Annotated in this window: 18 protein-coding genes; 12 read left to right on the top strand and 6 right to left on the bottom strand. The window is 45.6% G+C overall.

From position 1 onward, the window contains the following. Positions 1–89 precede the first annotated feature (89 nt). Positions 90–1,016, top strand: coding sequence for a malate dehydrogenase (mdh, locus tag ABIO93_RS14975; protein WP_348069017.1), 927 nt, complete (start codon positions 90–92; stop codon positions 1,014–1,016). A gap of 171 nt (positions 1,017–1,187) precedes the next feature. Beyond that, positions 1,188–3,980, top strand: a complete 2,793-nt coding sequence (locus tag ABIO93_RS14970) for a TonB-dependent receptor (RefSeq protein WP_348069015.1) — start codon at positions 1,188–1,190, stop codon at positions 3,978–3,980. A gap of 45 nt (positions 3,981–4,025) precedes the next feature. On the opposite strand, the gene ABIO93_RS14965 is transcribed toward ABIO93_RS14970, so the two are convergent. After that, a complete protein-coding gene (locus ABIO93_RS14965; protein WP_348069013.1) occupies positions 4,026–5,402 on the bottom strand; it encodes a hypothetical protein in 1,377 nt (458 codons plus the stop codon). Between the two features lie 82 nt (positions 5,403–5,484). Between ABIO93_RS14965 and ABIO93_RS14960 the strand changes: the two genes are divergently transcribed. The 8 genes from ABIO93_RS14960 to ABIO93_RS14925 all read left to right on the top strand — a co-directional run bounded on the left by ABIO93_RS14960 (position 5,485) and on the right by ABIO93_RS14925 (position 19,811). Then, complete coding sequence (locus ABIO93_RS14960; protein ID WP_348069011.1) at positions 5,485–8,382, top strand: triple tyrosine motif-containing protein; 2,898 nt, start codon at positions 5,485–5,487, stop codon at positions 8,380–8,382. A gap of 168 nt (positions 8,383–8,550) precedes the next feature. Continuing rightward, positions 8,551–11,583, top strand: a complete 3,033-nt coding sequence (locus tag ABIO93_RS14955; RefSeq protein ID WP_348069009.1) for a TonB-dependent receptor — start codon at positions 8,551–8,553, stop codon at positions 11,581–11,583. A 13-nt stretch (positions 11,584–11,596) separates the two neighbouring features. Next, a complete protein-coding gene (locus ABIO93_RS14950; protein ID WP_348069007.1) occupies positions 11,597–13,090 on the top strand; it encodes a RagB/SusD family nutrient uptake outer membrane protein in 1,494 nt (497 codons plus the stop codon). A 20-nt stretch (positions 13,091–13,110) separates the two neighbouring features. Further along, complete coding sequence (locus ABIO93_RS14945; protein ID WP_348069005.1) at positions 13,111–13,953, top strand: LamG domain-containing protein; 843 nt, start codon at positions 13,111–13,113, stop codon at positions 13,951–13,953. Then, on the top strand, positions 13,953–15,623 hold the full coding sequence (locus ABIO93_RS14940; RefSeq protein WP_348069003.1) for a glucoamylase family protein: 1,671 nt from the start codon (positions 13,953–13,955) through the stop codon (positions 15,621–15,623). The genes ABIO93_RS14945 and ABIO93_RS14940 overlap by 1 nt, the downstream gene beginning before the upstream one ends. Positions 15,624–15,653: 30 nt before the next feature. Further along, entirely contained in the window at positions 15,654–17,030 is a 1,377-nt protein-coding gene (locus ABIO93_RS14935) for a glucoamylase family protein (protein ID WP_348069001.1), read from the top strand. A 143-nt stretch (positions 17,031–17,173) separates the two neighbouring features. Beyond that, the gene (locus ABIO93_RS14930) at positions 17,174–18,154 is read left to right on the top strand and encodes a kelch repeat-containing protein (protein WP_348068999.1); all 981 of its coding nucleotides are present in this window, start codon (positions 17,174–17,176) and stop codon (positions 18,152–18,154) included. Between the two features lie 13 nt (positions 18,155–18,167). Next, positions 18,168–19,811 carry a M1 family metallopeptidase gene (locus ABIO93_RS14925; protein WP_348068997.1) on the top strand — a complete coding sequence of 548 codons (1,644 nt, stop codon included), beginning with the start codon at positions 18,168–18,170 and terminating at the stop codon, positions 19,809–19,811. Here ABIO93_RS14925 and ABIO93_RS14920 read toward each other — a convergent pair. From ABIO93_RS14920 to ABIO93_RS14905, 4 genes are all read right to left on the bottom strand, one after another. After that, a complete protein-coding gene (locus ABIO93_RS14920; protein ID WP_348068995.1) occupies positions 19,806–20,471 on the bottom strand; it encodes a thiamine diphosphokinase in 666 nt (221 codons plus the stop codon). The genes ABIO93_RS14925 and ABIO93_RS14920 overlap by 6 nt on opposite strands. 4 nt (positions 20,472–20,475) lie before the next feature. Further along, positions 20,476–20,952 (bottom strand): hypothetical protein, encoded by a 477-nt coding sequence (locus ABIO93_RS14915; protein WP_348068993.1) that lies wholly within the window; start codon positions 20,950–20,952, stop codon positions 20,476–20,478. A gap of 152 nt (positions 20,953–21,104) precedes the next feature. Then, positions 21,105–21,938 (bottom strand): nucleoside triphosphate pyrophosphohydrolase, encoded by an 834-nt coding sequence (mazG, locus tag ABIO93_RS14910; RefSeq protein ID WP_348068991.1) that lies wholly within the window; start codon positions 21,936–21,938, stop codon positions 21,105–21,107. Positions 21,939–21,962: 24 nt separating this feature from the next. Next, positions 21,963–22,445: a PaaI family thioesterase gene (locus ABIO93_RS14905; RefSeq protein ID WP_348068989.1), complete on the bottom strand. Its 483-nt coding sequence runs from the start codon at positions 22,443–22,445 to the stop codon at positions 21,963–21,965. 165 nt (positions 22,446–22,610) lie between these two features. Here ABIO93_RS14905 and ABIO93_RS14900 point away from each other — a divergent pair, with 165 nt between their 5' ends. Continuing rightward, a complete protein-coding gene (locus ABIO93_RS14900; protein WP_348068987.1) occupies positions 22,611–23,405 on the top strand; it encodes a phosphosulfolactate synthase in 795 nt (264 codons plus the stop codon). A gap of 40 nt (positions 23,406–23,445) precedes the next feature. Then, positions 23,446–24,102: a DedA family protein gene (locus ABIO93_RS14895; RefSeq protein ID WP_348068985.1), complete on the top strand. Its 657-nt coding sequence runs from the start codon at positions 23,446–23,448 to the stop codon at positions 24,100–24,102. Between the two features lie 141 nt (positions 24,103–24,243). On the opposite strand, the gene guaB is transcribed toward ABIO93_RS14895, so the two are convergent. Continuing rightward, on the bottom strand, positions 24,244–25,719 hold the full coding sequence (gene guaB / locus ABIO93_RS14890; protein ID WP_348068983.1) for an IMP dehydrogenase: 1,476 nt from the start codon (positions 25,717–25,719) through the stop codon (positions 24,244–24,246). Positions 25,720–25,776: the final 57 nt, after the last annotated feature.

Raw genomic sequence — 25,776 nt, 5'->3', positions numbered from 1 at the left:
ATTCCGCTTGGTTTAAACAAATTATGTGCCCTACTTTTAGGAAAAAATTCAAAAAGCATTAATTTCTATACAATTAACCATATTTCTATATGAAGATTACTGTTGTAGGTGCGGGCGCCGTTGGTGCAACTACTGCCGATAATATTATTCGTCGTGAGCTGGCAGAAGAGGTCGTATTACTTGACATTAAGGAAGGCGTGAGCGAAGGCAAATCGCTGGATATGTACCAGACGGCAGCATTGCTTGGTTTCAATACCAAACCCATTGGCTCTACCAATGATTATGAAAAGACAAAAGGATCTGATGTAGTGGTTATCACTTCAGGGCTTCCCCGCAAACCGGGCATGACGCGTGAAGAATTGATTGGAATCAATGCAGGAATTGTAAAAGGAGTTACCGAAAATCTTCTCAAATACTCTCCAAAAGCAATCGTTATTGTGGTTTCCAATCCAATGGACACCATGACTTATCTTGCTCTGAAAGAATCAGGAATTCCAAAGAAAAGACTGATCGGAATGGGCGGTGCATTGGATAGTGCACGTTTCAAAACATACCTGGCACTGGCGATGGACGTTTCACCGCTCGATATCCACGGAATGGTGATCGGTGGCCACGGCGACACCACCATGATCCCTCTGACCAGATTGGCTACTTATAATGGTATCCCCGTGAGCCGTTTCCTATCTTCCGACCAGCTTGAAAAAGTGGCGGCAGATACCATGGTAGGCGGCGCTACATTGACCAAACTAATCGGGACCTCAGCATGGTATGCACCAGGCGCTGCTACATTGTTATTGGTTGAAAGCATTGTCCGTAACCAGAGACGCATTGTTCCATGCAGCGTTTACCTTAATGGCGAGTACGGTCAGAAGGATATTTGCATGGGCGTTCCAGTGGTACTCGGCAGAAGCGGCTGGGAAAAAATCGTTAACCTGAGACTGAGCGACGCAGAAAAAGCAGCGTTTGAAAAGTCAGCCGAAGCCGTTCGCTCGATGAACGGAGCTTTGAGTTTGTAAGACCATATAAATAAGCTAACATACAGGCCGGTCCGGATTATCCGGGTCGGCCTTTGCTTTGCCGAGTATTTGGTTTTCAACGTGATTCGAATTAAATTGATACTAAATAATTCAATAAAAAATTTATAAAGTATCATTTTCATCAACTATTTATCAAAAAAATACACATCTATGAGAAATCTATTCATTCTACTTTTGGCCATTTTGGGCCCAATCACTTCATTTGCGCAAGGTATCAAAGGGAAGATCACCGACGAAAAAAATGGCTCCGCATTGCCCGGCGTTTCGATCCTCGTACAGTCCACCAACAACGGAACAGTAACGGACGCAGACGGTAATTTCAGCATTAACATTGCAGAAGGATCGTACAACATCGTCGTCTCATTCATCGGCTACACGCCCCAGATCATTCCGGCGGTAGTAACGTCAGGAGCCGTTACCACATTGAATGTGTCCATGGCAGAATCGTCGGAAGTACTGAGCGAAATCGTGGTCACCGGTTCCAGGAGCGGCGGTCGCTCCCGGATCGATTCACCCGTCCCGGTCGATATTATTCCGGTTTCCCAGATCACCAATAACGTAGGCCAGGTGGACATTAACCAGATCCTGACTTACATCGCACCGTCATTTCAGTCGTCCCGGCAAACCATTTCCGACGGCTCCGACCATATTGACCCCGCACAGCTCAGAGGACTTGGCCCGGATCAGGTTTTGGTTTTAGTAAATGGAAAAAGGAGGCATCAGTCCTCGCTCGTCAATGTGAATGGTACCGTGAACCGTGGTACGGTCGGAACGGATTTGAATGCTATCCCGGCTACTGCGGTGGATAAAATCGAAATTCTTCGCGACGGCGCTGCTGCCCAATATGGTTCCGACGCGATTGCTGGTGTGATAAACATTATCCTCAAAACCCGCACTGGCCTGAGCGGCAATGTGTCGTACGGGCAGAACGTCACGAGTTACGACAAAAACTATGTGCTTAATAGCGGTAAGGACGCTTCTGTAAACATTTCAGACGGTGGAACTGCTCAGGTGGGCTTGAACTATGGTTTCAAAATCGGCCAGAAGGGCTTTGTTAATATTACCGGCGAATATGTAAACCGCGAAGCTACCAACAGGACCGGAACTTACACCGGACAGATTTTCCCGGCAGTAGGAGGTAAAATTGTAGATGATGAGCTGCTGAGTACGAAGGGGCTGACCCGTAATGATTTTGACATGCGGATCGGGAATTCAAAAGTGAAGGGTGGCGGTGTCGTTTTGAATGCCAGCATTCCGCTCACTTCCAGTATCGAACTTTACGCTTTCGGAGGTTATAACAACAAGAAGGGAAATGCGGCCGGGTTTTATCGCTACCCCAATGGCATCCCTGCGGCAGTAAGGCCCAATGTCACCACTGTTTATCCAAACGGCTTTTTGCCGGAAATTAATAGTGATGTTACCGACATTTCAGCGGCGGCAGGCTTCCGCGGTAAGCTGGGTGAATGGAAATTTGACCTGAGCAATACCTTTGGCAAGAACGATTTCGACTATACCATCTCCAATTCGGTCAATTACACGCAGGCCGTTTCCAGCAGCACATTTCAGACCAAGTTTAATGCAGGAGGAAATGGTTTTTCCCAAAATACGATCAACCTGGATCTGGGCAGGAAATTTGATGTCTTATATGGATTGAATGTGGCAGTTGGCGCAGAACAGCGAACTGACAAGTACACGATCACGGCTGGCGAGGAATCGTCTTACAAAAATTACGATGTGGCAGCAGGAGTAGCGGCAGGTGCACAGGTATTTTCGGGTTTCTTTCCTCAAAATGCCGGCTCGCATTCACGTAGCAGTGTTGCAGGGTACATTGATCTCGAACAGGACATTACCAAGGCCTGGGTATTGAGTGGCGCTCTGCGTTTTGAAAATTATTCCGATTTCGGAAACACATTGAATTACAAAGTAGCCACTCGTTATAAATTTACGGATGGTATTGCGCTGAGAGCCTCCGCTAGCAGCGGGTTCCGTGCGCCGTCGTTGCAGCAACGTTATTATGCCAAAACCAATACATTATTCGTAACCCAGAACGGTCAGCAGGTAGCGCAGGAAAGCGGGACATTTACCAACGACAGCAAACCGGCCGAAATCCTCGGCATACCCAAGCTGAAACAGGAAACTTCCCAAAGCTTTACCGTCGGAACAACCATACAGATCAACAATGCATTGGAACTGACGGTGGATGCATACCAGATCGACATTGACGACCGTATCGTATTGACCAACAACTTCAATGATGGAGGCAACGCAGCATTAAAAGCGCAACTCGCCGCAGCCAATGCCACTACCGCCAATTTCTTTTCGAATGCAGTCGATACGCGTTCACGTGGAATTGAGGCTGTTTTGTCATATAACACCAAATTCGGCGGCAATCAGTCATTAAGAGCCGTTTTGGCCGGCACATTTATCCAAAACAAAGTAAAGAAGGACGCGAGCGGCAAGCCGATCATTCACGCGTCGGACATATTGGTACAAACCAATCAGGTGAACACTTATTTCAATCGCGAAGACATGAGCCGTTTCGAGATCGCCAGCCCGAAAAACAAGCAGAGCCTGACCATCAATTATAAAGTCGGCAAATTCGGGGTCATGCTGCGTGGAGTACGTTTTGGCGAAGTGAGTTATTGGGACCCGACCATCGATCCTACCAAGCCTGACTCCTGGCCTGTGAATACATTAACGGGACAAAAAGAAACGCTGGACCAGACATTTGGCGCGAAAATCGTTACCGACATTGCTTTGAATTATGATCTGGTCAAGGGAATCAATGTTTCAATCGGGGCTAATAATTTATTTGATGTGTACCAGGACCGGCATAATCATTCGGGGAATTTCAGTCTCGGACGATTTGTATATTCCCGTCGTGTGCAGCAAATGGGTGTGAATGGGAGGTATATATTTGCGAGGGTTAATTTTAACTTCTAAGGACGAGTAAGACTTGCCAAGTCTGCCAGACTTGGTAAGTCTCTTTCAAATCGAAATCTGGTATTGCAGCGTCCAGGAACCTCTCCTTGCATATTTTTCCAGCTCGTTAGCAACCAAACTGTTCCGATACACCGGCCTGTTTTCGTAGCTCAATGTCATTTTACCATTGACACCTTTGATCAGCCAGTTTACACCTACATTAAAAACATTCATTCCATCTCTCAATCTTTCATAATCCGCATGTTGCAATGACGCATAAGGCATTAGTGTTCCCTGGCTTCCCAACAAACCGTCTTTCAGCTTGTAACCAGCCTGTGCGTACACCACGCTGCCGGTTCCGAACATCGGGTACGCATTACCCTGCGTTCCGCTCACGCCGGTGATTGGCTGGGTAGTGCCTGTTGCGGGATTCATGATACCATTGTAACGCAGGTATCCGTTTCCATAATTAGTGTCAAAGTAGCCCAGGTATGCTGATACGGCAGTTCCCTTCACTTTGTTTACCGGCATATCCATAAAAGCAGCCACCGACCAAAGTGTCATATTGCTGTAAAGTGTATCAACAGCTTCTTTTCGCCAGGTCGCATTCTTTTGAGAAATAATACCTGCCTCAATGTTCAAAACTTTACGTTTGCCGAGGTAGGTACCTGTCATATAACCCGGTGTCGTGTTGTCTTCGGTATCAAAAATGTTATAGATGAACAAAGCCTCAAACTGCTTATGATTTCTACGTTGCGAGAACACGGAATTCTGGTTAAGCGCCGGAGGAGTGGAGCCGTTGGTTTCGATAGGGAACGGATCGGCAATCCCAATACGGTAGTTGAATTTGCCGATTTGCCCCCTGCTGTAAATACTCAGCTTTCTTGAAAACTGATCAGTCTGGTCCACGGTGGCCTGTGCGAAAACGGGAACATCAATGGTCAGGATGGTGCCGATACTGGGTTGTGAAAAACGCGAGAGACCATTCACGATCGTTAAACCACCTCCAAAGCGGATGAAACTGGTTCCTTTGCGCTGAACTTCATATTCACCCACTGCATCATGAAAAAAGGCGGCTACCTTTCTCTGGCTCGGCGTACCGGCAGTGTTGTAAGATGGAAAAGCACTCACTTTATTGAAATTGTTCATTCCGAACTGTGTGTAGAAAAAGATACGATCGGTGATCTGCCCGAATAACTGAATGCGTGTCCGGCGTAAACCAATGTCAAAAGTATTGGACTTGGGATCACTTAAAACTGTGGTACCGGGGTTGTTCTCATTGAAGCGAAACCAGGCCTGATTCGTAAATGTAACTTTTACATAATGTGAGCCGGATTCGTTAAGATTGTACCGAATATCGCTCTTGGTATTATCGTCTGATGGCTTCACCTGCGCCATGGCCATAGACGAACTAAACAGGATTACGGAAAGTACTTTTTTCATTTACTGACGTTAATGTTATCAAAAGATAATAGCGCATTAAACCCTCAGCAGAGAGCTAAAACGATATTAAAAGACCTTTAAAATGATTTTTGACCAGGCAGCAAAACGGTCCGTAATTAGATTTTCCACATACCCGATCTTCAAATATAAGGCGGATCTGTACGCCGCTATACTGCTTTTTATCACTTTTATCTCAACTTCTTTCGCTCAGGAGACACCGCCGCTGATCAATTATCCTTCATCAGTTTACAAGGCGCACAATCAGAACTGGGCCATTGATCAGGGTTCGGACCAGATCGTTTACTCCGCCAATTCCGACGGGTTACTGGAATTTGACGGGGCTTCCTGGAAACTCTACCCATTGCCTGACAGGCAGATCGTGCGGACTATTTTGTGCGACGAAACCGAAATCCCATCGCTGCCCGGGAAAGTTCATAACCGATCAGCAAAAAAAGAAAATCGTATTTACGCAGGTGGATTTTCCGAATTCGGTTATTGGAAAAAAGAGCAGGACGGACAACTGAAATACTATTCCCTCAGCAAAAAAGCCAACTTCGCCAGCCTTAAAACAGAAGAGATCTGGCATATTCTGAAAACACCGCAGTACATCTATTTTCAGTCTTTTTCCAAAGTATACCGGTACGACGGCCAGTCATTGACCGAATTGAAGGTAAATGGAAATTTCATGTTTCTCCGGTTCGTTCAAAACAGGTTATTGGTTCAGATGATCGGAAAGGGATTGTATGAAATGAAGGCAGGGAAATTCCAGCCGTTTCCCGGAACGGAGTCACTTGCACCTACCATTGTCTCTTCCATCCTGCCTTTTTCACGGAATCGCATTTTAATCACTACTACCAAGCATGGCTTGTTCATTTGGGAAAACGGGAAACTGACGCCCTGGAACATTGGCATTTCCGAAGAGCTGAAAACCAACATCATTAACCGCGCATTGGTCCTCAGCCAGGATAGCAGCTTCGTTTTTGGGACCATTCAAAAAGGGGTTTACGTAGTTTCCAGGAATGGTACACTCAAATATCAGTTCAACAAAGAAACCGGACTGCAGAATAACACCGTACTTGCCCTGACCGAAGACAGCAAAAAACAGCTTTGGATCGGGCTTGATCAAGGTATTGACATGGTCAAAATGTCCTCTCCGGTTATTTCCTACCAAACCAATGATAATCCGCTGGGCTCTACCTATGCGGCCGCCATCTGGCGGGGCAACCTATATGTGGGTTCCAACAAGGGTGTTTTTGTAAAAAAATGGCTTTCGCCAGAGCCTTTTCGCCCCGTACCAGGGCTGGAAGGGCAAACCTGGACGCTAAAAGTGTTCAATGATCAGCTGCTATGCGGTCACAATGATGCTACTTATCGAATCGAAGAGCATGGCATCACAAAAATCTCCGATATTAATGGTGGCTGGGTACTCCTGCCCTTGCGCAGTGGTATCGACACACTGCTGCTGCAGGGTGCGTACGTCGGTCTGCATGTATATAAAAAGGACAGCAAGAATGCCTGGACTTACGCCTATGCGGTAAAGGGAGCGCAACCCATCCCCATCCGACAGATTGTCCGGGATGATCAAGGGACGTTCTGGCTGGGGCATGCGTACAAGGGACTGTTTCAAACCAAACTTACACCGAACCTGGATTCAGCATTGCAATGGAAGGAATTCAAAGCCCCGAAGGACCTTCCCAGTGAGTTTTCGGTCGAGATTATTAACTGGAAAAATCGTGTCCATATTCATTCCGGTAATGCTTTCCTGGAACCCGGCCTAAATAATAAACTTGAAACCAGTGCCGATTTTTTACCGGAAGAAGAACCATTCAAAGTTCTGACAGGCATTAACAATGATTGGTTCAAGGTTTTCATGAACCGAGTCACCTATTATTCGCCGGGGAAAGAAGTCCGCAATCTCGACCTCACATTAGTCAGGAATAGCGAGACGGTCATTCCGCTTTCTAAGGAATACTACTTTTTTTGTCTGGATAATGGTTATGCCTTGTACAACAGGACCACGGGAGAAAAAAACGACGAGCCGGTTTCTGCGCCCGCCATCAGAAAAGTGGCTAATCTGAGAAATCTGACCGAGACGTTCAGCATTGTCGGTAATCCTACCCTTCCTTCCGATGTGCGCTCGCTGCGGATTATGTACGCATTGCCTGTGTACGGGCAAAATATTCAATACAGGTACCGGCTGCGGGGACTTAACGATCAATGGTCCGAATGGACGGTACAGAACTTTGTAGAGTTCACCAACCTGGAATCCACAGATTACCTATTTGAGGTAAAAAGCAGTCTGAATGACTCCATTACCTCTTACCGGTTCAGTGTCAAACCGTACTGGCGGGAAACGCTTTTTGCCCGTGTTCTTTTCGCTATTCTGGCCGCACTCGCGGTCACTGCGTTACTCGTATTTCAAGAAAAAAGACTTGCACGGCACCGGAGAAAACTCATCGAAGAACAGGAAGAGAAGCTACGTCAGCAACGTCTTTCCAGCGAACGGCAGATCATGCAAATCCAGAATGACAAGCTGCAGAGTGAAATCCAGAATAAAAGCCAGCAGCTCAGCAATGTCGCCATCAATGTAGTACGTAAAAATGAGATCCTGGAAGAGATCCGCGACGAATTGAAACAGGTGAAAGCTGAAATGGGTCAGCAACTTCCGAACATTCATTATCAGAAATTGCTTCACAGTATCGAACGCAATGTGGCTGGCAAAGACGACTGGATACTTTTTGAGCAAAATTTTGACGAAGTGCATGAGCAGTTTTTTAAAAAACTAAGACAAATATCTCCTTCTATTTCACCCTCGGAGTTGCGCCTGGCGGCCTGTCTGCGGATGAATCTTTCCACCAAAGAAATGGCGCCGGTACTGGGCATTTCCATCCGCGGTGTGGAAATCAAGCGCTATCGCCTCAGAAGAAAGCTGGATCTGGATGCCGAAGCTAATCTGGTACAGTTTATGATGGACATTTGAGGCCATTGTATTAAACCTTCACAAAACAGCCTAAAATTCTACTAAACCTTGCATTATTCTCATTGATGTAGTGGTGATGTAGTGCTTTTTTTGACTCCTGGGCAATCCTGGATCTATATTTGAAGACAATAAATTCTTATAATAATTCAATCATCAATTTTATAACAAATGAAAACTATTGTACGATTACTGTACATCATGGTTTTTATGTCCGTGAGTATGGTCTCTTATGGACAGGAAATTAATGTCACAGGAAAAGTCACTTCCAGCGCGGACAATTCTCCTCTTCCGGGAGCCAGCGTGCTGATAAAGGGAACTACCATTGGTGTTCCCACCGATGCTGAAGGAAATTTTGCGATTCGCGTTCCGTCTGCTCAATCTGTTTTGGTTTTTTCAATGATCGGAATGATTCCACAGGAAGTTGCTGTGGGCACACAAACGGTTCTGAATGTCGTAATGCAGGAAGATGCGAAGACTTTGGAGGAATTTGTGGTGATGGGTTACGGTAGTCAGCGTAAACTTGATGTTACCGGTTCCGTGGTTCAGATCAAAGGCGAAGACATTGCAAAACAACCATCCATGAACGCAGTGAGCGGTTTGCAGGGAAAAGTTGCCGGTGTCCAGATCAATAACTCAGGAAAGCCGGGTGAAGCTCCGCAAATCCGTATCCGCGGTGTCGGTACTGCTTACGGCAGCGCTAACCCGTTATATGTAGTTGACGGTGTGTGGTTTGATGACATTTCGTTCCTCAACTCCGGCGACATTGAAAGCATGAACATTTTAAAAGATGCTTCGAGTCAATCTATTTATGGTGTGAGGGCCGCCAATGGTGTGGTTTTGATTACTACCAAAAAAGGAAAATCCGGCAAAGCGATCGTTGATTATAATGGTTTTGTAGGCTACCAGAAAGTGACCAACCAGATCAAAATGGCGAATGCGAATGAATACGCTACAATGGTCAATGAGCTAAGTAATGTTAACGGAAAACCTAATGTTCTTGACCCTAGCCAATATGGCGAAGGCACAGACTGGTACCACCAGATTTTAAGAAATGCAATGGTTACCAATCATCAGCTTTCGATCAGCGGTGGTGGCGAGAAAACCACTTACAGCTTTTCCTTGGGTTACCTCAATCAGGATGGTATTGTTGAAAAGAATAATTTCAAAAGGTACACTGCCAGGTTACAGAATGATTTTCAGGTCCTGAAAAGCCTTAAAGTAGGCTACACCGCGACCGGATCGTTCAGTAAATCCAAAGACGAGGCGGGCGGAATTTTCAGACAACTTTATGCAGCCGGCCCGGTAGTACCTGTTTATTACGCCGACGGAACCTATGGTGACCCGACGGATTATAACCTGGGCGACGGTAATAACTTCAACCCGCAGGTTTCGATCGATTACTATAATCAAAATACAAAAAAGACGCTTTTGACTGGTAATGCATACGCTGAACTTTCTATTCTGAAAGGTTTGACTTTCAGGACCAGCCTCGGTGGCCGTTACTCACAAGATGAGACGCGCTATTACAATCCGGAATATGTGGCCACTTTCAAACAGCGCAATACCACCAGCCTTCTGGAATTTACACGTCCGCAGGCTCGTTACTGGATCTTTGAAAACACATTGACCTACACGAAAGACATTGGGCAACACAGCTTTACAATACTCGCGGGACAATCTGCACAACGCGACCAATCGTACAAACTGACTGCCAGCGCATTGAATGTACCATTTTCAAGTGAAGGCGATCTTTATCTGACACTTGGAAATACCGACGGACGCAATGTGAAAGATGAAGGTGATCTGGGAACGTATGCTTCTTATTTTGGCAGGGTAAACTATTCATTTAATGATAGGTACCTGATTAATGCATCTCTTCGTGCTGATGGTTCTTCGAAATTCTTCCAGGGCGGCAATGCATGGGGCTACTTCCCATCAGTTGGAGCAGGCTGGGTGATCAGTAATGAATCATTTATGAAAGGTCAGAACATTTTCGATAACCTGAAACTGAGAGGTAGCTGGGGTAAGATCGGTAATGCGTCGGTTCCATCAAACCTTTCGACGCTTACGGTTGCAACGGGTGGCGGCCTTGCAGCGATTTTTGGCGGAACTGTCAATACCGGTGCGAGCATTAACACGATCATTCCTCCTACCACTTACTGGGAACGCGGCGTGGGTACTGATGCAGGTATCGAAGCTTCTTTCCTGAAATCGAGGCTGACTGTCGAATTGGATTACTACATTAAAAAGACTGAAAGAGCGATCTTCGACATTCCGGTACTTAGCTCTATTGGTACAGAATCCGGTCGTATTGTAGGAAACCAGGCTAATTTCGAGAATAAAGGGTTTGAATTCTCGCTGAACTGGAGAGACGATATCGGCAAAGATCTTTCATACAGCATTGGTTTCAATGGTGGTATCAATAATAACAAGGTGCTTTCAGTTTCATCCGGCGCTAACCCGATTTACGACGGTGGCGTAGGATTAACTAGTGGCGCGCTGGCAACACGCACCAAAGTAGGCGACCCGATAGGCTCATTCTATGGTTATGTAGTGGATGGAATTTTTCAGAATGTGGATGAGATCGCCAAGTCTGCGCAGCCTAACGCAAAACCGGGAGATTTCAAATACCGTGATATCAGCGGAACCAATGGCACACCGGACGGCGCCATCACCGGCCTCGACAGACAAGTGATTGGTAACCCCAACCCCAAGTTTACATACGGTATCAACACCACCTGGAATTACCGCAACATTGACCTTTCTCTGGATTTCCAGGGCGTTGCCAAAGTAGATCTTTATAATGCGAACCTGGGATGGAGATATGGCAATGAGAACTTCACCAAAGATTTTTATGACAACAGGTGGCATGGAGAAGGCACTTCCAACACTTATCCATCTGCGAATATCGGCGGAGGTTCTAACTATCTGCCTAACACTTTCTTTGTGCAAAGCGGCAGCTATTTCCGTGTGAGAAATGCACAACTGGGCTTTACATTCCCACAAGCGGTGAACGAAAAGCTAAAAATCAGAAAGCTGAGACTTTATGCCAATGCACAAAACGCTTTGAATTTCTTCAAATACAAAGGACTTTCTCCTGAGGTACGCGCCAATGAGAATAAGCCAACGCAGGCAGGTATCGACGCGAATGTATACCCGCTCTCAGCCACATACAACTTTGGTATCAATGTTACTTTCTAAGACAACAAGCAATATGAAAAATATAGGTTTAAAAAATAATGTAAAGCGGACTGGTCTGTATCTGGGATTGCTATCCTTGCTGGTAGTGCCTTCCGCATGTGACCAAAGCTTCCTGGACACTGATCCGCAGGGTAAGCAAGCCGGCACTGTGTTTTGGCAAAATGAAGGTGATGCTACCAAGGCAGTCAATGCAATGTATGCCAACCTGCGGGGCTGGAATAATACCGCTTTTGCTGCTATCGCAGTTGAAAGTGTAGGATCCGACGATGCCGAAAAAGGCAGTACACCTTCTGATGCCACTTTCTTTAATGATTATGATAATTTTTCGGTAGGGTCTGGTGACGGGCAGCTGGGCGGTTTCTGGTCAGGACAGTATCAGAATATCAATTATGCGAATCAGGTGATCGACAACATTCCGACGATCAGCATGGACGAGACATTGAAAGCCCGGTACATTGCCGAAGCGAAGTTCATCCGCGCATATTCTTATTTCCGGCTTGTGAGAGCATTTGGAGATGTTCCGCTACGTTTGACATTACCGAAGGATGCGACCCAATACAACATTCCCCGGACACCCAAAGCAGAGGTTTACGCGGCGATTGAGAAAGACCTGACCGATGCAGCTGGTGTTCTACCTCAAAGCTACGGTTCATCGGATATCGGGCGTGTTACGAAGGGTGCAGCATTGTCTTTGCACGCTAAAGTCTCCATGTATCAGCAGAAATGGCAGCAGGTATTTGACCTCACCACGCAGGTGATTAGTTCCGGTCAGTATTCGTTGTTTGCCAATTATGAGGCGCTTTTCCGGGTAGCGAATGAAAACTCCACGGAATCGATCTTTGAGCTTCAAAATGAGCTGCTTCCTAACAATAAAGAGGTAAGCAATTCACAGTACTCCCAAGTTCAGGGCGTACGTGGTGTAACCGGCGGTGGCTGGGGCTTCAATACGCCCACAGCTACATTGGCCAGCGCATTTGAAACCGGAGATCCGAGGAGAGATGCTACCATTATTTTCCGTGGGGAAACTACCCCTTCCGGCGACGCTATTGCGGCAGTCGGCGATAATCCAATGTATAATCAAAAGTCTTATGTGCCTTTTGCACTATACACCACCGGATTCAATGAAGGCTCTCAGCAAAATGTACGTGTGCTGCGCTATGCGGAAGTGCTATTGATGAATGCAGAAGCAGCGAACGAATTAGGAAACAGCGCACAGGCTTTGATTTCGCTGGAATTGGTAAGAGCAAGAGCGAGAGGTACCAGCAAAACGATCCTTCCAAAAGTGACTACAACCGACAAAGCCGCTCTTCGCACCGCGATCTGGAACGAGCGCCACGTAGAGCTTGCCATGGAATTTGACCGCTATTTTGACGTCATCCGTCAGGGAAGAGCTGCCACTGTTTTTGGTCCAAAAGGATGGAAAGCTAGCAAAAATGAAGTGTGGCCGATCCCACAGAATGAGCTCGACCTGAGTGCAGGCGTATTGGTTCAAAATCCAGGTTATTAATGTCAAACCAAGATCTATCGATGAAAACTTTAAAGAATAAATTAATCTGGGTCGTTAGTGGCTTTATGCTCGTGAGTCTATCCGCGTGCTACGAGAAATTCGATCCGGAAAGCTATGCGCCGAGCGTTTCCATTGGCGGTTTCACTGCCTCCAATGAGATAGCAGCTGCCAACCTGATCGCACATTTCCCATTCGATGGTGACTATATGGACGTGATTTCGAAAACAGCCGGCGTCAACACAGGTACCACGTTTGCCAATGGTCTGAAAGGCCAGGCCATGAAGGGGGTAAAAGAAGGTTATGTTTTATTTGATCCGACTGCATCAATTTTAGGCCTGAAAAGTTTCACCATGACTTATTGGGTCAACAGTCAGTCTTCAACGGCTGCCGGTGGTATCATTGGACTGGTTGGACTTTCGAAAAAGGATGGGTTTTGGGGTAACATTGAGACATTCTTTGAAAACGGCGGTACAGAAACCGACGGAATTTTTAAAGCTCACATTCAAAATGACAGTACTGACACCTGGGTATCCAAGGAAGGAATTGTGAACCTGTACAACTCCTGGACGCACATTGCATTGTCGTATGACGCTACTACTTCCACTTTTTCTATTTATATCAATGGTTCCAAAACGGCGACCAGTACAGTTGCGAAATTTGGAAATTTGAAGTGGAAAAATCCTGGAAAAATGGTTTTCGGCACAGTTCAGTTTCAAACCAAACCCAGTCTGACCACCGAATCAAAAGGCGAACCCTGGGCCAGTTATTTGACCGGTTTACTGGACGAAGTACGGATTTACAATGTTGCCCTGAAAGACAACGAAGTAGATGCCCTGGTTAAATTGGAATCAAGAGGAAAATAATGCCATTTAAAAATATTGTTCTTGTTGGCTTGCTATTATGGCTCGGGATTTCCTGCAAATCTGAAAAGGATCCCGGGCCGACACCAATAGTCCCCTCCTCTTTCGGATTTAACAGCCTGAAAGTAAATGATGCGTACACAGGATTTGATTATGTAAATGTGAACCTGAAACCAAAGATCAGGTTTACATTTTCCACCACGCTGAGCAGCGGCTCTATCACCAGCGGGATCACTTTCAAATCTGAGTCCGGTGAAAATATTGCTTTTTCAAGTGCTTTGGAAAATGGCGACAGCTCTGTTGTGATTATCCCTTCTACCGATCTGGATTATCTAAAAGCCTACTCCGTTACCGCCACCAAAGCTCTGAAATCCAAGAGCAATGGTTTACTGCTGAGTGAAGTCAAAGTTAGTCTTACCACGCAACTGGATAGTACAGACAAATTCCCCGTACTATCCGACGAAGCACTACTGACCCTTATCCAGAAACAAACATTCAAGTATTTCTGGGACTTCGGGCATCCGGTCAGCGGATTGGCCCGGGAAAGAAATTCGTCCGGCGATGTTGTGACATCCGGCGGTAGCGGTTTTGGGATCATGACCATTCCGATTGCTATTGAAAGAAAATTCATTACCCGCGCTCAGGGACTGGAAAGAATGCAAAAGATCACCAGCTTTCTGAAAGACAAAACGCAAAAATTTCATGGCGCTTTTCCGCATTGGCTCAATGGTGCCACGGGATCGGTAGTACCATTCAGTACCAAAGATAACGGCGCCGATTTGGTAGAAACTTCCTATTTGATCCAGGGACTACTGACCGCCAGACAGTATTTCAATGATGCCAACGTGGTTGAAACTGCTTTGAGAAAGGACATTAACACGATCTGGGAAGCCGTCGAGTGGAATTGGTTTCGAAAAAACAATGAAAACGTGTTGTACTGGCATTGGAGCCCGCAGTATAACTGGGACATGAACCACCAGATCAAAGGCTGGAACGAATGCCTGATCACTTATGCATTGGCTGCATCGTCGCCCACACACGCTATTCCAAAAGCAGTGTACGATGCAGGCTGGGCCAGCAATGGAGGATTTGCTAATGGAAAAGAATATTATGGCATCAAACTTCCGCTCGGCGAACCTTATGGAGGGCCTTTATTCTTTTCGCATTATTCTTTTTTGGGACTCAACCCGACGGGTCTGGCCGACACTTACACGAATTATTTTACCCAAAACAAAGCACATACGCTTATCAATTACAACTATTGCAAAACCAATCCTCAGTCGTTTAATGGTTACAGTGACCAATGCTGGGGGTTGACTGCCAGCGACATTCCGGATGGCTATAATGCCAATTCGCCCACCAATGACAAAGGTGTCATTTCCCCAACCGCAGCACTCTCCGCTTTCCCCTACTCTCCTGTGGAATCGATGAAAGCGTTGAAGTTTTTCTATTACAAGCTGGGGGATAAGTTGTGGGGTGATTACGGCTTCTACGATGCCTTTTCATTGGATAAAATATGGTTTGCCGACTCCTACCTCGCCATAGACCAGGGACCGGTTATCATTATGATCGAGAATCATAGGAGTGGCTTACCATGGAATTTATTTATGAGCAGCCCTGAAGTGAAAACCGGGCTAAAAAAATTAGGGTTCACCAGCCCCGATTTGAAATAATGCAATCCTCAACATTTAATTGACCCAATCATGAAGATATCCTTCTATTACCTGCTTGGCCTCTTTCTACTCTTTGCACAGGCAGATATCCAGGCGCAGAAGAAGAAAACCGTTGCCGCAAAACCAACCGATTTTAATGCAGCCGACAGACCTAAAAATTTGTCCGACACGGCTTTGCTGGAACTCGTTCAAAAGCAAACTTTCCGTTACTTCTGGGAATTCGGGCATCCGGTGAGCGGAATGTCGCGCGAACGGAGCAATGTTGCTTATGACTATGGCAACGAAGTAGTGACAACCGGCGGTACCGGTTTTGGCATCATGGCAATGATCGTTGCTGCGGAAAGAAAATGGCAGCCGAGGGATTCAGTGGCAGCGAGGTTACTTAAAATGGTCAAATTCTTGTCCAAGGCAGATCATTACCATGGCATTTTCCCACATTGGTTGAATGGCGCAACCGGCAAGATCGTACCGTTTGGGCGCAAGGACGACGGCGGCGATTTGGTTGAAACCTCTTTCCTTTTTCAGGGGCTTTTGGCTGCGAGACAGTATTTTGACCAAAATACAGACGTTGAGAGAGATTTGCGTAACCGTATTCAATGGATCTGGAATGAGGCAGAGTGGGATTGGTACACGCAGGGAAATCCGAACCAGCTGTACTGGCATTGGAGTCCTAACAATGGTTGGGCTATGAATTTTGAATTGAGAGGTTATAATGAGACCCTCATTACCTATATTATGGCAGCTGCGTCCCCAAGATATCCGATCACTGCACAGGTTTATAATAAATGCTGGGCGCAAAGTGATCATTTCAAAAATGGGAAGGAATATTATGGTATAAAACTTCCGCTCGGTTTCGAATATGGTGGTCCGCTGTTTTTTGCACATTACTCTTTCGTGGGCCTCGATCCGCGCCATTTAAAAGACCAGTATGCTAATTATTGGGAACAAAATGTAAATCATTCGCTCATTAACTATAAGTATTGCGTCGCCAATCCGGGGAAATTTAAAGGTTATGGAGAAAACAGCTGGGGACTGACGGCCAGCGATACGTATAATGGATACAATGCACATTCGCCGACCAATGATTTCGGTACCATTACCCCTACTGCTGCGCTATCCTCGTTCCCTTATACACCGGAACAATCCATGAAAGCGCTACGGCATTTTTACGATGATATGGGCGATAAAATTTGGAGCGAATACGGTTTTACCGATGCCTTTAATGAATCTCAAAACTGGTACGCCAAGTCGCACCTGGCCATTGACCAGGGACCGATTATTGTGATGATAGAGAACTACCGCACAGGCCTTTTGTGGAAGCTGTTTATGAAAGATCCGGATGTACAAACAGGGCTGAAAAAGCTTGGTTTTGAAAGTCCGGCTCTTGAAATCAGCAGCAAAAATTAATGACTTATTGACGAAAATTAACCGAAAGACCAGCCATGAGCTGGTCTTTCGGTTTTAAGAAATATAATTGTACCTTAATGTCGTTTTTATGAAAAAAAAGCATTTTTTCAATGCTTTGCCTACCCATCCTAAACGCAATCACTATGAATTCTTTTTGCAAAACCGGCGCATTGCTGATCATATTCAATCTGCTTGCTTTCACGCTTTCGGCACAGATCTGGGAAGTATCAGAACCGGAAAACCTCCCGGAAAAACGCCATGAAAATGCAATGGCGACTGCTAATGGAAAACTGTACCTTTTGGGTGGCCGCGGGATTAAACCTGTGGACGAATATGACTTTAAAAAAGACGCATGGATTGGCCTGGCCAAGACGCCGCTCGAAATGAGCCACTTCCAGGCAGTCACTTACAAGAACGAGATCTATGTCTTAGGAGCGTTTACCGGTGGGTACCCGCACGAGACGCCGATACCTGATATTTACATTTTTAATCCCATTAAAAATGAATGGCGAAAGGGGGCTTCAATTCCTGAAAATCGCCGTCGCGGCGCAGCAGGCGCATTTGTTTTGAATGATAAAATTTACCTCGTCTGCGGAATCCAGGATGGGCACTGGGACGGGCAAGTTACCTGGTTCGACGAATTCGACCCGGCCAGCGGCAAATGGACCACATTGACTGACGCTCCCCGCCCCAGAGATCATATACAGGTAGCCGTTTTAGATAACAAGCTATATATTGCCGGCGGCCGCCTCTCCACTGCCCGCATCAATCAGGTACTGAACACCGTAATTAAGGAAGTGGATGTTTACGATTTCAAAACAGGCAAATGGTCTACGCTAGACGCTTCCAATAATCTCCCTACACTAAGGGCCGGCAATACTGCCGTTGTTTACAATAACAAGATCCTGATCATTGGCGGCGAAAGCGATGCCCATGTGGAGGCCCATAATGATGTCGAGGCATTTGATCCGCAAAAACAAAAATGGGAAAAATTGCCTTCGATGCACCAGGGCCGACATGGAACGCAGGCCGTTTCGCTTAATAAAAAAGTATATGTCGCAGCAGGGTCAGCAAATCGGGGAGGCGGACCCGAATTGAACGATATGGAAATTCTTGATAAATAAATAACACCATTACATGCTTCGAATCATTGCTTGCTTATGCTTTGTTGCCGTTTCAATAAACGGTTTGGCCCAGGCTCCAAAGTCTACCCATGCCGACACACTACGCGGCTCCATTACCCCACAGCGCGTATGGTGGGACCTTACTTACTACCATTTGAAAGTGACGCCCAATGCTAAAGACAGCACATTGTCGGGAAGTACGCAGGTGGTTTACAAAGTAATTCAGCCAAATCAAACCATTCAAATTGACTTGCAGGAACCCTTACAGATCAGTAAAGTGATTCAGGACGGAGAGTCGCTTAGGTTCAAACGGGATGGTAGTGCTTTTTTTATTGATTTGAAGAAAAAACAGGAGGTCGGTAAAACTGAAACGATTGAAGTCTTTTATTCAGGCAAACCGAGGCTGGCAAAGCGTCCGCCGTGGGATGGTGGCGTACAATGGGTTCCTGACGGTAAAGGAAACACGATCATTTCAACATCCTGCCAAGGGCTGGGATCGAGCGTGTGGTGGCCGTGCAAGGATCATATGTACGACGAACCGGACAGTATGCAGATCAGCATTACAGTGCCCAAAAACCTGATGGACGTATCTAACGGAAACCTGAGATCTGTGGTTGAAAACAATGATAACACGCATACATTCAATTGGTTTGTCAAAAACCCGATCAATAATTATGGGGTGAATATGAACGTGGCGAATTATGTGAGCTGGAAAGAGACTTTCAAAGGTGAAAAAGGTGACCTGGCTGTAAGCTATTACGTACTTCCTCAGAATCTCGAGAAGGCCAAAGAGCAATTTAAGCAGGCGCCGCAAATGCTCAAAGCATTTGAACACTGGTTCGGCCCTTATCCTTTTTATGAGGATGGCTATAAGCTGGTAGAAGTGCCTTACCTGGGCATGGAGCATCAAAGTTCAGTCACTTATGGCAATGGCTATAAAATGGGGTACCTCGGCCGGGATCTTTCCAACACAGGCTGGGGCTTGAAATGGGACTTCATTATCATCCACGAAAGCGGTCATGAATGGTTCGCGAATAACATTACCTACAAGGACGTCGCGGATATGTGGGTACATGAAGGTTTCACTAACTACTCCGAAAATCTGTATACTGAATATTATTTTGGTAAAGAAGCAGGTTCAGACTATGTGATCGGGACGAGGGCTCTGATCGCGAATGATGAGCCTATTATTGGCACATACGGTGTGAATCAGGAAGGCTCCAAGGATATGTATTACAAAGGTGGAAATCTGTTGCATACCATTCGCCAGGTTGTCAATGATGATGAGAAATGGAGGCAGATCCTTAGAGGTTTGAACAAAACATTTTATCACCAGACTGTCGACGGATCGCAAATTGAGGCTTATGTCAGTGAGCAGGCAGGCAGAAATTTGTCGAAGGTCTTTGATCAGTATCTCAGGGATGTAAGAATTCCGGTTTTGGAATATTCGTTTGGAAATAAAGGCTTACAGTATCGCTGGGCTAATGTAGTGGACGGATTCGATATGCCGGTGAAAGTAAAGATTGGCAGTGGTAAGGAGGAATTCCTTTATCCCACAGCTGAATGGAAAAGCTTAAAAACGAAATCTGAAAAGACACTTTCTGTGGATCGCAATTTCTACGTGGAATCGAAGGAAAGCAAGCAGGCTTCCTTATAGGTCCCAGCATTCCATAATCAAAAGATCTCCTTCTTTCGCAGAAACCCTGACCATACCATCTGCCTCGGCTTCATTACTGTTGCCGGTGCGATGTCCCAAAGTCAGGGTTTCATCATTTAAGTTATATTTCAATCCGCTGGTCTCGATTCCTTCAACCACCCCGATAGGAATGAGTGATATAGGCGTTCCCGCTACATACCATTTTTCAAATGTGCCTGAAAGCGGGAAAATTTTCGAATAATCGTCAAACAAAACGAGCCTGATCTGCTCTTTATACCGAACCAGGTTGGTAATGTTGGTAATAGCATGATCCGCGCGGCGGCCGGTAGCCCACACAATGTTTGCGGCAGGAAAACCTCTTTCTATCAAAAAATCAATAGCTTTTTCAAGGTCCGTCTTTTCCTGATCAGGCGTACTGATGATTTCCAGCGGATGCTGGCGGGCCTGGATGCTTTCAAAATCATGTTGCTGATCGAAATCACCCATCCAGACATCAATTTTTATCCCCAGATCAAGTACCCGGTAAATCGCGTGGTCGAGTACAACTATGAACGGGCTCCATTCCAACAATTGGCCCAGAAGTTCTTCACTACAAGCTTCACCGTTGGCAATGATCAGAGCCGGCTCCTGTTTTTCCTTTACTATATGATGGGAAGACATTCCACTATTTACTTTTAATGAGCATGATCAGCTCATCGAAACGCTGATCCATTTTAGTTTCAAATCGGTCAAGTCTTGCATCCATTTGATCGAGTCTTGTGTCAATTTTGTCAAGTCTCATCTCTACATGCTCTAGCCTCATCTCCATATTATCAAGTCTCGTCTCGATTTTGTCTAGTCGTATCTCTACATGATCAAGTCTCGTCTCGATTTTGTCTAGTCGTATCTCTACATGTTCAAGTCTCGTCTCGATTTTGTCAATCTTGACTTCGATCCTACTAACCCTGACATCCAGCCTTTCGACTTTTGACTCCAAAACGCCGAAGCGTTCAGTCAGGTCACTTATCTCCTGCCGCACATCGGAAAAGCCTTTCTGAACCTGGGCAGTCAATGTTGCCAGGCCAGAAGCTATTATTTCGATGTGCTTTCCTTGATCCACTGCCAGGTTTTCTAATTGTTCAACACGCTCTTCAAGATACATTTTCAGGCAAAATTATTTGATGAATAACAGTTCCAAACTGATGCCTGCGTAACATAACTCAAACCAATATCGAAAAGAATTCCATGGTTTACAAACGGCATCTTTACTTAGACTGCACTACTCAAATAAAGTCACACAAAAGTTTAAACTTTTTAAGCATTCAATTTTTTCGCCTCATTCCAGTATGCATCCATCTGATCCAATGTCATTTCCGACAAGGATTTTCCGTCTGCTTTTGATGCTTCTTCGAGGTATTGAAAGCGGCGGATGAATTTTTTATTGGTTCTCTCCAAAGCCGTTTCGGGATTGATGTCTACAAATCTTGAATAATTAACCAGCGAAAATAAGAGGTCACCAAATTCACCCTCAGCCTCTTTTTGATCTAGTACCTCGCCGGTTTCAATATTAAAATTCTCCTTAAATTCCGCCAGCTCCTCCTCTACTTTACCCCAAACCTGCCGTTTATCATCCCAGTCAAATCCCACGCCACGCGCTTTCTCCTGAATGCGCATGGCCTTCACCAATGCAGGTAATGACGTTGGCACTCCCGATAGTACCGATTTATTTCCTTCTTTCAGTTTCAATTTCTCCCAATTCTGCTTCACGGCTTCTTCCGAATCTGCCACAAAATCTCCATAAATGTGCGGGTGGCGCGATACTAGTTTATCGCAGATTCCATGCAATACATCTTTTATATCAAATTGAAAGCCATTGTCCAGCCTTGGTTCGGAACCGATTTTGGCATAAAAAACAATATGCAGCAACACATCACCCAACTCCTTTTTAATCTCGGGCAGGTCATTTTCTATAATAGCGTCGGATAATTCGTAGGTTTCCTCTATCGTCAAATGCCGCAGGCTTTCCATGGTTTGCTTCCGATCCCAAGGACATTGCTCCCGAAGTTCGTCCATAATAGTAAGCAGGCGGTCAAAAGCCATCAATTGTTGCTGACGGCTTTCCGATAGATCATTGAATTGTTTTTCCATAAACAAAGATAAGCGGTAGCCGTGTTAGTCTCCCGATGGTGCCGGTATTTTCAAGGCAGTTTGAATGAGGTTACTGGAACATTTGGCTACAATTTTTCCAAGGCCATTTGTAATTTGCCCTTCGACATGAATGACACTTTTGCCAGCGCGTATTATTTGCGATTTCGCGGTCAGGACATCTCCCACAACCGCAGGATTTAAGAAGTCACAATTCAAGTTAACAGATGTATAGGCAAATTCTCTTCCCATGGCATATACCATAGTCCCCACAATATCGTCCAGGATCGTCGCTGCAATTCCTCCGTGCAAAGTACTCATGGGGTTACACATATCCTCCCGTACGATGTATTCGATCTCCATTTCAGAATCCTGGATGGCAATCAATCTTCCGTTGAGCCACTTGGCTACCGGCGAAAAACTTCCGGTCATATGCTGCCCGACAAATTGTTGCAGAAAAATCAATCTGCTATTTTCCTGGAAAGAAGCCATGTTACTTGGAATGGTCATTTAAAATAATTCGGTTTAAGCGATTATTCATGTGTATTCTAAAAATAGTAATTATCGTAGAAGAATATATCCATCAGTGGCAATGATATGGATTTTATTGCTACGTATCAAAGGTAATTACTACCTTTGCCGGAGTTTTTGCCAGAGATAAAAGCATACCCATATATGAATTTTACGTTATCGCAAGTCCCCAACCGTTCCGAAAAACCCCGGCAGAAGGGTATTACCATGGTAATGGACAAAGGGCTCAGTGTCAGGGAAACCGAAGACATGCTTTCAATAGCAGCACCTTATATTGATATCGTAAAGCTTGGCTGGGCCACGTCTTTTGTGAGCCCTAATTTGAATGAAAAGCTGGCCGTCTACAAAAATGCCAATATTCCGGTCTATTTTGGAGGTACATTGTTTGAAGCCTTCGTGGTACGAAATCAGTTCGACGATTACCGCAAGTTGCTCGATAAATACGACCTGAAGTACGCGGAAGTTTCCGACGGCTCCATTGAAATGGCTCAGGATCTCAAATGTGAATATATCCGCACCCTCGCCCAGCAGGTAACGGTTTTGTCCGAGGTGGGTTCCAAAGATGAGAACAAGATCATTCCTCCTTACAAATGGATCCAGCTCATTAAGTCAGAGCTGCAGGCTGGCGCCTGGAAGGTGATCGGAGAGGCGAGAGAATCAGGAAATGTAGGTTTGTTCCGCGCCAGCGGCGAAGTACGACAAGGTCTGGTTGAAGAGATCCTGACTGAAATCGCTTTCGAAGATATGCTCTGGGAGGCTCCCCAAAAATCCCAGCAGGTTTGGTTTGTAAAGCTTTTGGGTGCCAATGTCAATCTTGGGAACATCGCCCCGAGCGAACTCATTCCTCTTGAAACCATACGACTAGGCCTGAGAGGCGATACATTCAACCACTTCCTGAATGCCAAAACAAAGCAGAAATGGAAAATTGACTCCAAGTAACTACTATACATCAAATCTATTTGTCAAATCAAATTTAGCTATGGAATTTTTGACCCAGTTCATTGACTTCTTCCTTCATCTGGACAAGCATTTGTTTAACATTGTTGAACAGTACGGTACGCTTACGTATGTAATTTTGTTTCTGATCGTGTTCACCGAAACAGGGCTGGTTATCATGCCGCTGTTGCCGGGAGATTCATTGTTATTTGCTGCAGGCGCTATTGCTGCCAACGAAGGAACCGGACTGAATGTGTGGCTGATCATCATTGTTTTGATCATTGCTGCATTAATGGGTGACAATGTCAATTATTTTATGGGTAAAAAATTTGGAGGCGAAATCAAGAAAAGGGAACGGATTCTCTTCCTGAAAAGAGAGTATCTTGAAAAAACAGAAGCTTTTTACGAAAAACATGGTGGTAGCACAGTTATCATGGCCCGCTTCATCCCTATTGTACGCACCGTTGCACCATTTGTAGCAGGTGCCGGAAGCATGAATTACTCCAAATACATCGTCTATTGTGTCGTTGGCGCCATTCTTTGGGTACCATCGCTTACATTACTAGGTTATTTCTTCGGAAATATGGATATCGTGAAGAAAAATTTCGAACTGGTTATCTTCGGAATTATCGGATTCTCGATCCTGCCAATGATTTTTCAATATCTCAAAAGTCGCTTTGCGAAGCCTTCGGCAGCGTAGTTGGCTTTTAGCTTTTAAACGTAAACAAAAATGCCTCGTGACATTGTGGTCGCGAGGCATTTTTGTTTTAGTATTCAAAATCGGAAAGCCAATAGCCAATAGCCAATAGCCAATAGCTAACAGCTAAAAAGCTAACAGCAATCACGATTTCGACGAGTAGTTCGGCGCTTCTTTCTGGATCATTACATCGTGTGGGTGACTTTCTTTCACACCGGCGGATGTTATTTTCACGAACTGTGCTTTTTGCAATGCAGCAATGTCGCCAGCTCCGCAGTATCCCATGCCAGCTTTCAAGCCACCGACCATTTGATATACAATTTCGGAAACTTTTCCTTTGAATGGTACCCGGCCAACAATTCCTTCCGGAACCAGTTTTTTAACATCATCTTCGGCATCCTGGAAGTAACGGTCTTTCGAACCATCCTCCATTGCTTCCACTGATCCCATTCCGCGGTAAGCTTTAAATTTCCTTCCTTCGTAAATGACGATCTCACCCGGAGCTTCGTCACTTCCTGCCAGCATAGAACCGATCATGATCGTACTCGCGCCACCAGCCAGCGCTTTGGTCATATCTCCTGAAAAACGGATACCACCGTCCGCGATGACAGGAACATCTGTGTCTTTCAATGCTTCTGCTGCCCACATGACTGCTGTGAGCTGAGGTACACCTATACCGGCAATGATACGGGTTGTACAAATACTGCCTGGTCCTACTCCTACTTTAACTGCATCCGCACCCGCTTCTGCCAGTGCTTTTGCTCCTTCGCCTGTGGCCACGTTACCTGCGATCACATCCAGTTTGGGAAATTGCACTTTAACAGATTTCAATGCTTCAATGACACCGAAGGAATGTCCGTGAGCAGTATCAAGACTAATAACGTCGACACCAGCCTTAACCAATGCTTCTACGCGTTTCAAAAGGTCTGCCGTGACTCCTACGGCTGCTCCTACACGAAGGCGGCCGTACTCGTCCTTACATGCATTCGGATGCGACTTACGTTTCAGGATATCCTTATACGTAATCAATCCGGTAAGCCTGTACTCTGAATCAACGATTGGGAGTTTTTCAATTTTGTATTCCTGAAGGATCTTTTCGGCATCGTCGAGCGACAGTCCGTCGGAAGCGGTGATCAGCTTGTCCTTGGTCATGATCTCCGTAACGGGTTTCCCCATTTCTCTTTCAAAACGAAGGTCCCGGTTGGTCAGGATACCGATCAGTTTACGGTCTTTGTCGATCACAGGTATACCACCTATTTTGAACTCGCGCATGATCTGATGCGCATCACCTAGTGTAGCATTATCTGAGAGTGTGATCGGATCCAGGATCATTCCGCTTTCAGAACGTTTTACTTTTCTTACTTGCTCGGCCTGCAACTCCAGGCTCATGTTTTTATGGATAATTCCAATACCGCCTTCCTGAGCCATGGCAATGGCCAGCTCGTATTCTGTTACTGTATCCATCGCGGCAGAAACAAGTGGAATGTTCAGCTCGATGTTACGTGTCAGCTTGGTTTTTGTTGTTGTATTGCGAGGCAGAATTTCTGAATAACCAGGTATTAGAAGAACGTCGTCGTAAGTTAACGCCTCGAAGAGGACTTTGGATGGGTCTGTGCTCATAGCAAATAAACTATTGTTATTTGCCGGGCAAAATTAATAATAACTTTGGAGGAAATA

This window comes from Dyadobacter sp. (genome assembly GCF_039919315.1).
In the GTDB taxonomy this organism is placed as follows: Bacteria; Bacteroidota; Bacteroidia; order Cytophagales; family Spirosomataceae; genus Dyadobacter.
This window is presented reverse-complemented; position numbering and strand designations above follow the sequence as displayed.